The sequence below is a fragment of the Rheinheimera sp. MMS21-TC3 genome, assembly GCF_032229285.1.
Lineage (GTDB): Bacteria > Pseudomonadota > Gammaproteobacteria > Enterobacterales > Alteromonadaceae > Alishewanella.
The window spans coordinates 2,322,734-2,337,059 of the sequence record NZ_CP135084.1 but is presented as its reverse complement, the minus strand read 5'-3'; the positions used below and the strand labels follow the sequence as shown (position 1 = coordinate 2,337,059).

The 14,326-nt window shown below is 44.9% G+C and carries 6 protein-coding genes, 3 tRNA genes and 3 rRNA genes; 11 read left to right on the top strand and 1 reads right to left on the bottom strand.

The annotated features are described in order from the left end of the window. Window positions 1-82 precede the first annotated feature (82 nt). The 5 genes from RDV63_RS11355 to RDV63_RS11335 all read left to right on the top strand — a co-directional run bounded on the left by RDV63_RS11355 (window position 83) and on the right by RDV63_RS11335 (window position 6,382). Window positions 83-3,208, top strand: coding sequence for a carboxypeptidase regulatory-like domain-containing protein (locus tag RDV63_RS11355; protein WP_313909612.1), 3,126 nt, complete (start codon window positions 83-85; stop codon window positions 3,206-3,208). Window positions 3,209-3,319: 111 nt separating this feature from the next. Beyond that, a complete protein-coding gene (gene udk / locus RDV63_RS11350; protein ID WP_313909611.1) occupies window positions 3,320-3,955 on the top strand; it encodes a uridine kinase in 636 nt (211 codons plus the stop codon). 14 nt (window positions 3,956-3,969) lie between these two features. Then, window positions 3,970-5,202, top strand: a complete 1,233-nt coding sequence (locus tag RDV63_RS11345; RefSeq protein WP_313909610.1) for a NupC/NupG family nucleoside CNT transporter — start codon at window positions 3,970-3,972, stop codon at window positions 5,200-5,202. A gap of 19 nt (window positions 5,203-5,221) precedes the next feature. Further along, window positions 5,222-6,160 carry an isopenicillin N synthase family dioxygenase gene (locus RDV63_RS11340; RefSeq protein ID WP_313909609.1) on the top strand — a complete coding sequence of 313 codons (939 nt, stop codon included), beginning with the start codon at window positions 5,222-5,224 and terminating at the stop codon, window positions 6,158-6,160. A 136-nt stretch (window positions 6,161-6,296) separates the two neighbouring features. Beyond that, a tRNA-Leu gene (locus tag RDV63_RS11335) sits at window positions 6,297-6,382 on the top strand. A 46-nt stretch (window positions 6,383-6,428) separates the two neighbouring features. Here the strand turns inward: RDV63_RS11335 and RDV63_RS11330 are convergent. Further along, on the bottom strand, window positions 6,429-7,187 hold the full coding sequence (locus RDV63_RS11330; RefSeq protein WP_313909608.1) for a RimK family alpha-L-glutamate ligase: 759 nt from the start codon (window positions 7,185-7,187) through the stop codon (window positions 6,429-6,431). Between RDV63_RS11330 and RDV63_RS11325 the strand changes: the two genes are divergently transcribed. The 6 genes from RDV63_RS11325 to rrf all read left to right on the top strand — a co-directional run bounded on the left by RDV63_RS11325 (window position 7,182) and on the right by rrf (window position 14,260). Beyond that, on the top strand, window positions 7,182-8,225 hold the full coding sequence (locus tag RDV63_RS11325) for a peptidase C39 family protein (protein ID WP_313909606.1): 1,044 nt from the start codon (window positions 7,182-7,184) through the stop codon (window positions 8,223-8,225). The two genes, RDV63_RS11330 and RDV63_RS11325, sit on opposite strands and share 6 nt — an antisense overlap. Before the next feature lie 545 nt (window positions 8,226-8,770). Beyond that, window positions 8,771-10,305: ribosomal RNA gene (locus RDV63_RS11320) — 16S ribosomal RNA — on the top strand. Between the two features lie 218 nt (window positions 10,306-10,523). Next, window positions 10,524-10,600, top strand: a tRNA-Ile gene (locus RDV63_RS11315). Between the two features lie 226 nt (window positions 10,601-10,826). After that, window positions 10,827-10,902, top strand: a tRNA-Ala gene (locus tag RDV63_RS11310). A gap of 279 nt (window positions 10,903-11,181) precedes the next feature. Beyond that, window positions 11,182-14,063, top strand: a 23S ribosomal RNA gene (locus RDV63_RS11305). A gap of 82 nt (window positions 14,064-14,145) precedes the next feature. Then, window positions 14,146-14,260: ribosomal RNA gene (rrf, locus tag RDV63_RS11300) — 5S ribosomal RNA — on the top strand. The 16S, 23S and 5S rRNA genes sit together here with 2 tRNA genes alongside, the layout of an rRNA operon. The last annotated feature ends 66 nt before the right edge of the window (window positions 14,261-14,326 follow it).

Below are 14,326 nucleotides of genomic sequence, written 5' to 3'. Positions count from 1 at the left end.
TTACCATTATCGGCCAAATTGAACACAACTTGTATTCAAATGGATTTAGATAAAAACCTACAACTACCAGGTGAAAAACGATATGAAAATTAAAAGTCTAGCTCTTGCGGTAACGCTCGCTCTTGGCGTAAGCAATATCGCTATTGCGCAGGAAACCTCATCAGCAGTGCGCGGTGTTGTCATCACAGAAGCTGGTTCTACAGTTTCAAATGCAACAGTAACAGTAACAGATAAAAGAAATGGCACCAGCCGCACTTTAACGACTAATGATACAGGTACTTTCTCTGCGCGTGGTTTGCAGGTTGGTGGTCCATACGTGTTAACTGTTACCGGTCCTGAAGGTCGCACTGAAACAATTGATAATGTGTATCTAACTTTAGGTGAGACACAGAACCTGAATGTTGTGATTCAGCAGGCCGACGTAGAACGTATCGCAGTAACCGGTGCAGCTATTACAAACTCTGCTTACGGCAGCAAGAGCCCTGTGGCTAATTTCAGCTTGAAAGACTTACAAACAATTCCGGCTATTAACCGTGATTTGTCTGATGTTGTAGCCGCCGATCCGCGTATTTATGTAGATGCTGGTTATGCACGCGGTATTCAGTGTAACGGCGCAAGCCCACGTTTTAACAGCTTGACAGTTGATGGCGTGCGGATGAATGATAACTTTGGTCTGAACGACAATGGTTACCCAACAGAACGTATGCCGTTCTCTTACGACGCCATTCAGCAGGTCGCTGTTGAATTTGCACCGTTTGATGTTAAGTATGGTCGTTTCACAGCTTGTAATATCAACGCTGTAACAAAGTCAGGTACAAATGAAGTAACTGGTTCATTCTTCTATGACTACACTAACGATTCACTGCAGGGTGACAAGCTTGAAGGCACTGATTTAACTCCTGATAACTTCAGTGAGAAACGCTACGGCCTGAATGTTGGTGGTGCTTTGGTTCAAGACAAACTGTTCTGGTTTGCTGCTTACGAAAAATATGAAGGTGCAGACACCTTTGCCCGTGGTGCGCAAGATACCAATGCTGGTACGCCGGTTACCGGTTTGAACCAGGCTGACATTGACCGTATTGCACAAATTGCCCGTGACGTTTACGGCTATGAAGTTGGTACGCCTATCGGTTCATCTCCGGTTGAAGATGAAAAGCTGTTAGTGAAGTTAGACTGGTACATCAATGATGCTCACCGTGCTGCTTTTACATACAACTATAATGATGGTGGCGCTGTGCGCGAGTCAGACGGTGCTTCGTACAACTACGAGTTCTCTGATCACTATTATGACCGTAATTCTGTTTTTGAGTCCTATGTATTGCAGTTGTTTTCAGACTGGACTGATAACTTCTCGACTGAAGTTCGTGCAGGTTATTCAGAGCTGGATAATACTCAGCAAAATATCGGTCCGGGTGGCTTAGGTGAAGTACAAATCACAGTTAACAACGGCGCCCGTGCAACAGTATTTATGGGTGTTGACGACTCTCGTCAGTCTAACAAACTGAAATACGATACAACTTTCCTGAAACTGGCCGGTACATACACACTGGGTGACCACGTTATTTATGGCGGCTATGAGTTTGAAGAGTACAACGTGTTCAACATGTTTGTGCAGCACAGTATTGGTGAATATCGCTTTAGCAATATTGATGCTTTTGAAAACGGTATCGCCAGCACTGTTTATTATGGCAACGGTGCAGGTACCCATAACCCTGCTGATGCTGCAGCTAACTTCGGCTACGCAACCCATACTTTATACGCTCAGGATGAGTACTATATCTATGATATGGACATGACGATTACCTATGGTCTGCGTTATGACTGGTACAGCAGCAGCGACGAGCCGCGCGTTAATGAGAACTTTGTAAACCGTTATGGTTTTGCCAACAACACAACATTTGATGGCGAAAGCCTGCTGCAACCGCGCGTAGGAGTTAACTGGAATCTTAATGACAACATCGAGCTGCGTGGCGGTGTTGGTTTATATTCTGGTGGTAACCCTAACGTATGGTTAGCTAACGGTTATCAGAATGACGGTGTTACAGCTGTTCAGCTGAGTCAGCGTAACGTCGATTTGTTCTCCACCCCGTTGAGTGGTGAAGGCCGTCCGTTATTTGATATTCCACAAAATATGTATGATTCGGTAACCAACGCGAATGGCGACAGCGCAGTAAACGCGGTTGATCCTAACTTCAAGTTACCTAAAGAGTGGAAGTACGCTATCGGTGGTACTTATACCTTCGACGAAGGCACTGTTGTAATGGCAGATATTTTGTATTCAATTGCAAAAGATCAGTCTATTGTACGTGACATTGCTATGGAGCAGGTTGGAACACTGTTTGACGGTCGTCCGGTTTATGCTTCTAAAGAAGGTAGCAGAAGGGAAGACTTCCTGCTGACAAATGCCAGCGAAGATGCGAAGAAACTGACTTTCAGCACTTCTGTTAGTAAGAATTTTGACTTTGGTCTGGATCTGAGTTTGGCATATGCATACACAGAGTCTGAAGATGCTAACCCAATGACCAGCTCTGTGGCTTACTCAAACTTTACTAACTTTGCCCGCAGCGATTTCAACAACCCTGAGTCAGCAACGTCAAACTATGAGATCCCTCACCGTTTCACGTTCCGTGCCAGCTATAATGTTGATATCGTAGATGGTTACACTACTACTATTAGTCTGTTAGGTTCACATAACAAAGGTCGTCCTTACAGCTACACCTTTGAAGGTAGCTTAGCGGGTGACTACTCTACTGGACGTCAGTTACTTTATGTACCAACGGGCGCTGATGATCCAAACGTTGTTTGGGGTGCAGATGAAGATGGTGTGCCGTTTGATACTGATGCGTTCTTCGCATTTGTTAATGAAAGTGGTTTAAGTAAATACTCTGGCCGTATTGCTGAGCGTAACGGTTTTACCAGCGATTGGTGGACTAAGGTTGATTTACGTGTAACACAGGAACTGCCAGGTTTTATGGAAGGCCATAAAGCTAAAGCTTTCTTCGTTATCGATAACTTAACCAACCTGTTGAATGATGACTGGGGCGTACTGTACGAAGCAACATTCCCACAATCTGCTTCAGTGGTTGAAGCTACGGTTAACGATGAAGGTCAATATGTATTTAACGCTTTTACTAACCGTGAACCACAAGCCCGTGTTACTACGCCTTCTCTGTGGCGTATGACGTTAGGTATAGAATACAAGTTCTAATTAATAGAGTTTAATAAGCAAAATGCCCGCGTAATGCGGGCATTTTTTTATTTCTTAATCGACGTTTTTTAGCGATAATTACCGGCTTATTTTGCCAAAGTGAATTACGCCGTGGGAAAAAACACTATTATTGCGATTGCTGGCGCTTCGGCATCCGGCAAAAGCCTTTTTGCATCAACGGTATACCAGGAGCTGGTGGCTGAACTTGGCGGTGAACGTATCGCTATTTTGTCAGAAGATGCGTATTACCGTGATCAGAGTCATTTATCATTTGAGCAGCGTACGCTGACTAACTATGATCATCCCGCAGCTTTTGAACATGAGTTACTGGCTTCTCACCTGAATGCTTTGCGAAATGGCAAAGCGATTCAGATGCCGCAGTATAGCTACAAAACGCATACCCGCACTGAAGAAACTATTACCGTGCAGCCGGCCAAAGTGATTTTGGTAGAAGGTATATTACTGCTAACTGACGAGCAATTACGCGCGCAGTTTGATATCAGCGTGTTTATGGATACGCCACTGGACGTGTGTTTATTACGGCGGATTAAGCGCGATTTAGAAGAGCGTGGCCGTAGTTTAAGTTCGGTAACCGAGCAGTACGAAACCTCAGTGCGTCCGGCATTCTTTGAGTTTATCGCACCATCAAAACAATATGCCGATTTGGTGGTTACCCGTGGCGGTAAAAACCAAATTGCTATCGATATAATAAAAGCAAAAATTCGCCAGTTGCTTGCAGAAAAATAATCAGGGTGTAACTTATGATGGGTCTAGTCGGTATTGTTGTCTTGTTGCTTACAGCTTATGCCGCATCAGCGCATCGCAATTGTATCAATTGGCGAACTGTAGTTGGTGCTTTTGCCATCCAGTTATTGCTAGGTGCTTTTGTACTTTACATCCCCTTTGGTCAAGATGTATTGCTAAGTATTTCTAATTTTTTTGCAAATGTTATTAGCTATGCTGCTGATGGTACTGAGTTTTTATTTGGTGATATAGGGCGTAAGTCGCAAGGGTTTATTTTTGCGGTCCATGTATTAACCATTATTATCTTTTTCTCTTCATTAATCGCAGTGCTTTACCATATCGGCGTTATGACATGGGTTATTCGAATTATCGGTGGCGGTTTACAAAAGCTATTAGGGACTAGCCGTCCGGAATCTATGTCAGCTGCAGCCAATATCTTTGTTGGTCAAACTGAGGCCCCGCTTATTGTCCGTCCCTTTATTCCTAGTATGACACGTTCAGAACTTTTTGCCGTTATGGTAGGGGGATTAGCTTCTGTCGCTGGCTCAGTTTTGGCAGGCTATGCTGGGATAGGTATAGAGTTAAAATACTTAATCGCAGCAAGCTTTATGGCCGCCCCAGGTGGGTTTTTAATGGCAAAGTTAATTCTTCCTGAAACTGAATCGACTAAAAATGAACTAAACGAACTTAAAGTCGATACTCAATATACTAATTTAATTGATGCCGCAGCAGCAGGGGCAGCGAGTGGGCTACAATTAGCTTTAAATGTTGGTGCTATGTTATTAGCTTTTATTGGTTTAATAGCTTTGATTAATGGTGCTATTGGCGGCATAGCGGGCTGGTTTGGTATTGATGGCTTAACGTTACAAGTTATATTTGGTTATATATTTCAGCCTTTAGCTTTTATCTTAGGAGTGTCTTGGGAAGAAGCGCGGTTGGCGGGCAGTTTTATAGGGCAAAAGCTTGTCATCAATGAGTTTGTCGCTTATTTGGACTTTATAAAAACTATCACGCCTACTGATGCTAACCCAACGATACCATTAAGTGGCCATAGCCAAATTATTATTACTTTTGCTTTATGCGGCTTTGCTAACTTTTCGTCAATTGCCATTTTACTTGGTGGTTTAGGTGGAATGGCCCCTAGTCGTCGTGCTGATATCGCAGAGTTAGGCTTAAAAGCATTGTTGGCAGCAACACTAGCAAACTTAATGAGTGCGGCAATTGCAGGAATTTTCTTTACTTTAGGGTAAAATTAAATAGGCATTTTATATGGTACAGCAAGTTCCAACTTTAGATATTAGGCGGTTTAGTACCGACAAAGAAAACTTCGTCTCCGAAATTGGCCAGGCATACACTGAATTTGGTTTTTGTGGTATTAGCGGCCATGATATTCCAGCGCCAGTAGTAGCTAATGCCTATGATGCTATTAAGGCATTCTTTGCATTATCGGCAGAGGTAAAAGCCAAATATCATCTAGCAGGAAAGGGCGGGGCACGGGGTTATACTGCACTAGGGATAGAAACAGCCAAAGACAGTAAGTTTCCAGATCTAAAAGAGTTTTATCATATAGGTCGAGAATATGTAGGCACAGCACAGCACCCAAGTTTGTACCCAAATATTTGGCCAAGTGAAATTTTAGGCTTTAAACAGGCAACTTATACTTTATTTAGCAAACTTGAGCAGTTAGGTCATACCGTACTAGAGGCGTTAGCCTTGTATTTAGGCCAAGAACAACAGTATTTTGCAGATAAAGTAAATTATGGTAATTCAATATTACGTCCAATTCACTATCCACCAATTACCAACACCAGCACCCTATCTATTCGAGCTGGGCAACATGAGGATATTAATTTAATTACCCTTTTAGTTGGTTCAAATGAGGCAGGCTTAGAAATTTTACGTCGTGATGGCAGCTGGCTACCGATAACAACAATCGAGGGCACTATAGTTGTAAATATTGGCGACATGTTGCAGCGTTTAACTAATCATGTCTTGCCTTCAACTACCCATAGGGTGGTAAATCCCGCGGGCGTTGCTGCTGGTGAGCCACGTTATTCAATTCCGTTTTTTATGCACCCTAACCCTGACTTTGTTATTGAAACATTAAGCAGCTGTATTAGTGCAGAAAGGCCTAATCGCTATCCAGAACCTATAAGTGCTAATGATTATTTGTTGCAGCGTTTACAGGAAATTGGCCTATTTAAGTAAAGGCTAGTATTAACAAGCTGTATAACGAGATAAATAAGCATATTCGCCTAGGTTTATAGTTATTGACTGGCAGTTGAAACTCGTTATACTTCGGCTCCTGTTTAAAGTAGATATAAACTCTGTAATTAAACAGTACGCAGATGTGGTGGAATTGGTAGACACGCAAGCTTCAGGTGCTTGTGCCCACAAAGCGTGAGAGTTCGAGTCTCTCCATCTGCACCAATTTAACCGGCCTAAGCCGTTTTTTTTGATTTTAAAGCTGAATGGCTCAGCGTTTAAGTTCAATACGACGAATAAAGTCTTCTACTATCATGTCATATAACTTATTACCTAAATGTAAGTCCTCAACGCCATCATCTATATTAGGGTTGTCGTTAACTTCGATCACATAGACTTTATCGCCGTCTTGTTTCACATCGACACCGTATAAACTATCACCTATAGGTGCACAAGCTTTAATCGCCGCCTGTAATACATGCACAGGGACCTCGTTAACAGCACAAGTGGTAAAGCCACCGCTTTGGGTTTTAGTTTTACCGTGCATATAGATTTGCCAATGATTGCGTGCCATAAAATACTTACAGGCGAAGATTGCTTGACCATTTAGCACACCTATACGCCAGTCATATTCAGTAAAGGTATAGCGCTGGGCTAAAATGATCGAGCTTTGGTTAAATAACTCTGTGAGCTGAGTTTTAAAGTCGGTCAAAGTTTTTACTTTGACTACTCCCCTAGAAAAACTTCCATCCGGGATTTTAAGTACTAAGGGTAAGCCTAGGGCATCTACAGCCCTAACTAAGTTATCTTCATCATGTTTAAATAGCATTACGCCATCTGGCATCGGTACTTTATGCTGCTCAAATAACGTATGTAAATAAACCTTGTTACCACAACGTAAGATCGAATTTGGATCGTCTATAACAGCTAAGCCTTCACGTTCAGCTTTTTGTGCCATATAAAAAGTGTGATGATTTACAGCTGTGGTTTCGCGAATAAATAAACCATCAAACTCAGCTAAGCGATGCATATCTTTAGCGCAGATAGAATTAGCTTACGGAGCATTAAACGTTTTATTCCTGAACCGCGGAATGATCTAATTGTATTAGAAAAAAGTGGTCAGATTGCCGGCTACTTTTTATTGCTATATCGAGCAGGTACCAGTTTAGCCAGATTGTATTCAATAGCCATTAATCCTGCTTTTCGTAAACAAGGATTAGCTGAAATCTTAATGCAGCAAGCAGAACGAGCGGCAGCTAAACGTTTATGTGTATTATTAAGGCTTGAAGTAAGGCCAGATAATAGCGGGGCAATAGCTTTATACCATAAGCTGGGCTACAGCGATTTTGCTATTAAGCATGATTTCTATGAAGATCATAGTGATGCTATATGTATGCAAAAGCAGGTTATTCAATTTGACACTACTAGCGTTACCCGACAAGTACCCTATATAGCGCAAACGACTCCATTCACTTGCGGGCCTGCCTGTCTATTAATGGTATTCAATTACTTTTTACCTAATCAATTTAATCCACAACAGTTAGAAATTGATATCTGGCGTGAAGCCACCACAATATTTATGACATCAGGTCATGGTGGCTGTGGTCCAAGAGGTTTAGCTTTAGCTGCATGGCAACGGGGATTTACTGCCGAAGTGTACATTAATAAAGATGGGCCACTCTTTACTACATCGGTACGTAGTGAAGCTAAAAAATTAATTATACAGCGAGTACACGATAGCTTTAAACAGCGAATGGAGCAGTTGAGATTAACGGTGCATCATACAGATTTAACAATAGCCATGATTAAACAGCAGTTAGAGCAAGGCATGCTACTCGTCGTATTAATTAGCACTTGGCAATTTGATAAAAGTAAAGCACCGCATTGGGTGGTGGTCTGTGCAGTGGACGAACATTTTGTCTATATAAATGATCCCGATATAGAGGATATACCTTGGTTATCTACTACTGAGCGCCAATATATTCCAATAGAACATAAAGTATTTATTCGTGCCTTTAGTTACGGTAAAAATAGATTAAAAGCTGCGGTTGCTATAAAACCACGTTAAAAAGGTAAAATCCCAATGTGATTGTTTGAATAAGTAGCATATTGGCTAAACTTTATGCGAACGATTCGAATGTTGTAATATTTCTGCAATAAGCGCTTGCGCATCCGTTAAAACCACCTATAATGCGCGCCATGCCAACGGGGATACGCAGTAAGGGTTCTCCAAGCGGTTTAAGAAGTGAGTCAAAATTCTTTTTAAAAGAGGCTTGACAGCAAGACTTAAATCTCTAAAATGGCGCCCTCGCTTCGCAGTGGTAACAAACACTGTAAAGCAGGCAAGAAAGTCAGGTGTGAAGATAGGTTTTATGCTAGCTAAATTAGCAAAAAAGAATTATCTTTACGCTTGACTTAAAAACTGGGAAGTGTAATATGTGCCTCCCGCTTCTTAAGTAGAAGCACGCTCTTTAACAATTCGCAATCAATCATCTGTGTGAGCACTTATGATGGCATTTCACAAAAATGAAATGCATCGGTTGAGTGACTACACATAGAAATATGTTTTAAGTCAGTACAATTGAGCAGCTACTTAGGTAGCAGAAATAACTTTAATAGAAGAGTTTGATCATGGCTCAGATTGAACGCTGGCGGCAGGCCTAACACATGCAAGTCGAGCGGTAACATGCCTTCGGGTGATGACGAGCGGCGGACGGGTGAGTAATGCGTAGGGAACTGCCAAGCAGAGGGGGATACCAGTTGGAAACGGCTGTTAATACCGCATAACGTCTACGGACCAAAGAATGGGACCTTCGGGCCATTCGCTGTTTGATGTACCTACGTGAGATTAGCTAGTTGGTGAGGTAATGGCTCACCAAGGCGACGATCTCTAGCTGGTTTGAGAGGATGATCAGCCACACTGGGACTGAGACACGGCCCAGACTCCTACGGGAGGCAGCAGTGGGGAATATTGGACAATGGGCGCAAGCCTGATCCAGCCATGCCGCGTGTGTGAAGAAGGCCTTCGGGTTGTAAAGCACTTTCAGCGAGGAGGAAGGGGTAAGTGTTAATAGCGCTTATTTTTGACGTTACTCGCAGAAGAAGCACCGGCTAACTTCGTGCCAGCAGCCGCGGTAATACGAGGGGTGCAAGCGTTAATCGGAATTACTGGGCGTAAAGCGTACGTAGGCGGTTAATTAAGTTGGATGTGAAAGCCCCGGGCTCAACCTGGGAATTGCATTCAAAACTGGTTGGCTAGAGTATGTGAGAGGGGGGTAGAATTCCAAGTGTAGCGGTGAAATGCGTAGAGATTTGGAGGAATACCAGTGGCGAAGGCGGCCCCCTGGCACAATACTGACGCTGAGGTACGAAAGCGTGGGGAGCAAACAGGATTAGATACCCTGGTAGTCCACGCCGTAAACGATGTCTACTAGCTGTTCGCGGTCTTGTACTGTGAGTAGCGCAGCTAACGCACTAAGTAGACCGCCTGGGGAGTACGGTCGCAAGATTAAAACTCAAATGAATTGACGGGGGCCCGCACAAGCGGTGGAGCATGTGGTTTAATTCGACGCAACGCGAAGAACCTTACCTACTCTTGACATCTAGCGAAGATTGTAGAGATACGATTGTGCCTTCGGGAACGCTAAGACAGGTGCTGCATGGCTGTCGTCAGCTCGTGTTGTGAAATGTTGGGTTAAGTCCCGCAACGAGCGCAACCCTTATCCTTAGTTGCCAGCACGTAATGGTGGGAACTCTAGGGAGACTGCCGGTGATAAACCGGAGGAAGGTGGGGACGACGTCAAGTCATCATGGCCCTTACGAGTAGGGCTACACACGTGCTACAATGGTATGTACAGAGGGAGGCAAGCTGGCGACAGTGAGCGGATCTCATAAAGCATATCGTAGTCCGGATCGCAGTCTGCAACTCGACTGCGTGAAGTAGGAATCGCTAGTAATCGTGGATCAGAATGCCACGGTGAATACGTTCCCGGGCCTTGTACACACCGCCCGTCACACCATGGGAGTGGGTTGCAAAAGAAGTAGATAGCTTAACCTTCGGGAGGGCGTTTACCACTTTGTGATTCATGACTGGGGTGAAGTCGTAACAAGGTAACCCTAGGGGAACCTGGGGTTGGATCACCTCCTTACCTTAAGTGAAATAAAGTTATAAGTGTTCACACACATGATTGATTGCAGAGATAGAGCAAATAAAGTTTATTGCGAAGTTCGTTATAATTAATGGATAACGCAGGATGTTTTGCTTAGAGCGAGGCGGCAGCTTAGCGAGAGAAGGAGTGTACTGTAGTACATAACTGATTGAGTGAAGTTGGCAACGATGCAATAAGTAAAACAGACCAGTTAGACCGGGTCTGTAGCTCAGGTGGTTAGAGCGCACCCCTGATAAGGGTGAGGTCGGTAGTTCGAGTCTACTCAGACCCACCAAATTGCGTGTTATACGTTGTTACTTTACTACTCGCATACTGATGTATGCATCGCAGTAAAGTGCCTAGTCTAACAAGCAATTAAGTTTATCAAGAAAGACTTAGAGCGAGAAGTTTAAGCTTAGGCAAGCCGACTGAATCGCGAGCAAGTGAGTTTACTTAGGTAAATGAACGCGCGAGTGATGAATAAAGGCGATGCATAAGGTTAAAATCCGAAGCTATAAGATGGGGTTATAGCTCAGCTGGGAGAGCGCCTGCCTTGCACGCAGGAGGTCAGCGGTTCGATCCCGCTTAACTCCACCATCAACTATTATGCGTTGTTGCACTAAACCTCACATACAAAAGTATGCTTCGGTTTACCGCGCCTAGCCTAATAGCCGATGGCTAAATAATTTGCTCAACAAATTCAAATCAAACGGTTCTTAATCAAGAATAGTTTGATTTGAGTTTAATCTCAAACTGCTCTTTAACAATTTGGCAAGCTGAAAGTAAAAAGAAACAAGCTAAGCAACCGCTTCTTTATAAGAAGTGAGTGTGACGCAAGACACACTGTATAATACTCAAGACATCTTGGGGTTGTATGGTTAAGTGAATAAGCGTACACGGTGGATGCCTTGGCAGTCAGAGGCGATGAAGGACGTGTTAATCTGCGAAAAGCTTAGGTAAGGTGATAAAAACCGTTATAGCCTAAGATATCCGAATGGGGAAACCCAGTGCATTTATGCACTATCGTTACATGAATACATAGTGTAACGAGGCGAACCGGGAGAACTGAAACATCTAAGTACCCCGAGGAAAAGAAATCAACCGAGATTCCGTCAGTAGCGGCGAGCGAACGCGGACTAGCCCTTAAGCTAGCTAGGTGTTAGTGGAATACGTTGGAAAGCGTAGCGATACAGGGTGATAGCCCCGTACACGACAATACCTTTTTAGTGAAAACGAGTAAGACGGGACACGTGATATCCTGTTTGAACATGGGGGGACCATCCTCCAAGGCTAAATACTCCTGACTGACCGATAGTGAACCAGTACCGTGAGGGAAAGGCGAAAAGAACCCCTGTAAGGGGAGTGAAATAGAACCTGAAACCGTGTACGTACAAGCAGTGGGAGCCCCTTCGTGGGGTGACTGCGTACCTTTTGTATAATGGGTCAGCGACTTACATTTTGTAGCAAGGTTAACCGAATAGGGGAGCCGTAGGGAAACCGAGTCTTAACTGGGCGATAAGTTGCAGGGTGTAGACCCGAAACCGGGCGATCTACCCATGAGCAGGTTGAAGGTTGGGTAACACTAACTGGAGGACCGAACCCACTAATGTTGAAAAATTAGGGGATGACTTGTGGGTCGGAGTGAAAGGCTAATCAAGCTCGGAGATATCTGGTTCTCCTCGAAAGCTATTTAGGTAGCGCCTCGAGCGAATACCATTGGGGGTAGAGCACTGTTTGGGCTAGGGGGTCATCCCGACTTACCAACCCCATGCAAACTCCGAATACCAATGAGTACTACTCGGGAGACACACGGCGGGTGCTAACGTCCGTCGTGGAAAGGGAAACAACCCAGACCGCCAGCTAAGGTCCCAAAGTAATGATTAAGTGGAAAACGATGTGGGAAGGCATAGACAGCTAGGAGGTTGGCTTAGAAGCAGCCATCCTTTAAAGAAAGCGTAATAGCTCACTAGTCGAGTCGGCCTGCGCGGAAGATGTAACGGGGCTAAATCATTCACCGAAGCTGCGGACTTGTGCTTGCACAAGTGGTAGAGGAGCGTTCTGTAAGCGGTTGAAGGTGTACCGGGAGGTATGCTGGACGTATCAGAAGTGCGAATGCTGACATGAGTAACGATAAGGGGAGTGAAAAACTTCCCCGCCGAAAGACCAAGGGTTCCTATCCCATGTTAATCAGGGTAGGGTGAGTCGACCCCTAAGGCGAGGCTGAGAAGCGTAGTCGATGGGAAACGGGTTAATATTCCCGTACCGACCAATACTGCGATGGGGTGACGGAGAAAGCTAGGCAGGCGCGGCGTTGGTAGTCCGCGTGAAAGTAAGTAGGCTGAGAAACTAGGCAAATCCGGTTTCTTAAGGCTGAGATACGAGACGAGTGTCCAAGGACACGAAGCTGTTGATGCTATGCTTCCAGGAAAAACCTCTAAGCTTCAGGTATTGGTGATCGTACCCTAAACCGACACAGGTGGTCAGGTAGAGCATACCAAGGCGCTTGAGAGAACTCTGCTGAAGGAACTAGGCAAAATAGTACCGTAACTTCGGGAGAAGGTACGCTCTGGTGTGTTAAGGACTTGCTCCGTAAGCATACTAGAGTCGCAGTGACCAGCTGGCTGCAACTGTTTATTAAAAACACAGCACTCTGCAAACTCGTAAGAGGACGTATAGGGTGTGACACCTGCCCGGTGCCGGAAGGTTAATTGATGGGGTTAGCGCAAGCGAAGCTCTTGATCGAAGCCCCGGTAAACGGCGGCCGTAACTATAACGGTCCTAAGGTAGCGAAATTCCTTGTCGGGTAAGTTCCGACCTGCACGAATGGTGTAATGATGGCCAGGCTGTCTCCAGCAGAGACTCAGTGAAATTGAAATTGCGGTGAAGATGCCGTATACCCGCGGCTAGACGGAAAGACCCCGTGAACCTTTACTATAGCTTGGCACTGAACATTGACCCTACATGTGTAGGATAGGTGGGAGACTTTGAAGCTGGAACGCTAGTTCTAGTGGAGTCAACCTTGAAATACCACCCTTGTATGTTTGATGTTCTAACGTTGGCCCCTAATCGGGGTCGTGGACAGTGCCTGGTGGGTAGTTTGACTGGGGCGGTCTCCTCCTAAAGCGTAACGGAGGAGCACGAAGGTTGGCTAAGTACGGTCGGACATCGTACGGTTAGTGTAATGGTAGAAGCCAGCTTAACTGCGAGACAGACACGTCGAGCAGGTACGAAAGTAGGTCATAGTGATCCGGTGGTTCTGTATGGAAGGGCCATCGCTCAACGGATAAAAGGTACTCCGGGGATAACAGGCTGATACCGCCCAAGAGTTCATATCGACGGCGGTGTTTGGCACCTCGATGTCGACTCATCACATCCTGGGGCTGAAGTCGGTCCCAAGGGTATGGCTGTTCGCCATTTAAAGTGGTACGCGAGTTGGGTTTAGAACGTCGTGAGACAGTTCGGTCCCTATCTGCCGTGGGCGTTGGATGATTGAGTGGAGTTGCTCCTAGTACGAGAGGACCGGAGTGAACGAACCGCTGGTGTTCGGGTTGTCATGCCAATGGCACTGCCCGGTAGCTACGTTCGGAACGAATAAGCGCTGAAAGCATCTAAGCGCGAAGTCGGCCACGAGATGAGTCATCCCTCAGACTTAGAGTCTGCTAAAGGGTCGTTGAAGACCACAACGTTGATAGGTCAGGTGTGGAAGCGCAGCGATGTGTTAAGCTAACTGATACTAATTGCCCGTGTGGCTTAACCATACAACGCCCAAGCTGTTTTAGAGTGTTATAGTGTGTCGAATTACTAAAGCTTGCTAAATTAAAGAGCATAAAACGTTTTTTGCCTGGTGGCAATAGCGCTGTGGAACCACCTGATCCCATTCCGAACTCAGAAGTGAAACGCAGCTGCGACGATGGTAGTGTAGCATTCGCTATGCGAGAGTAGTTCACCGCCAGGCACCCAATACAAAGAAAGCCCTAGTCGAAAGACTAGGGCTTTTTTGTATTTGTTCGCCGGCAGGTAA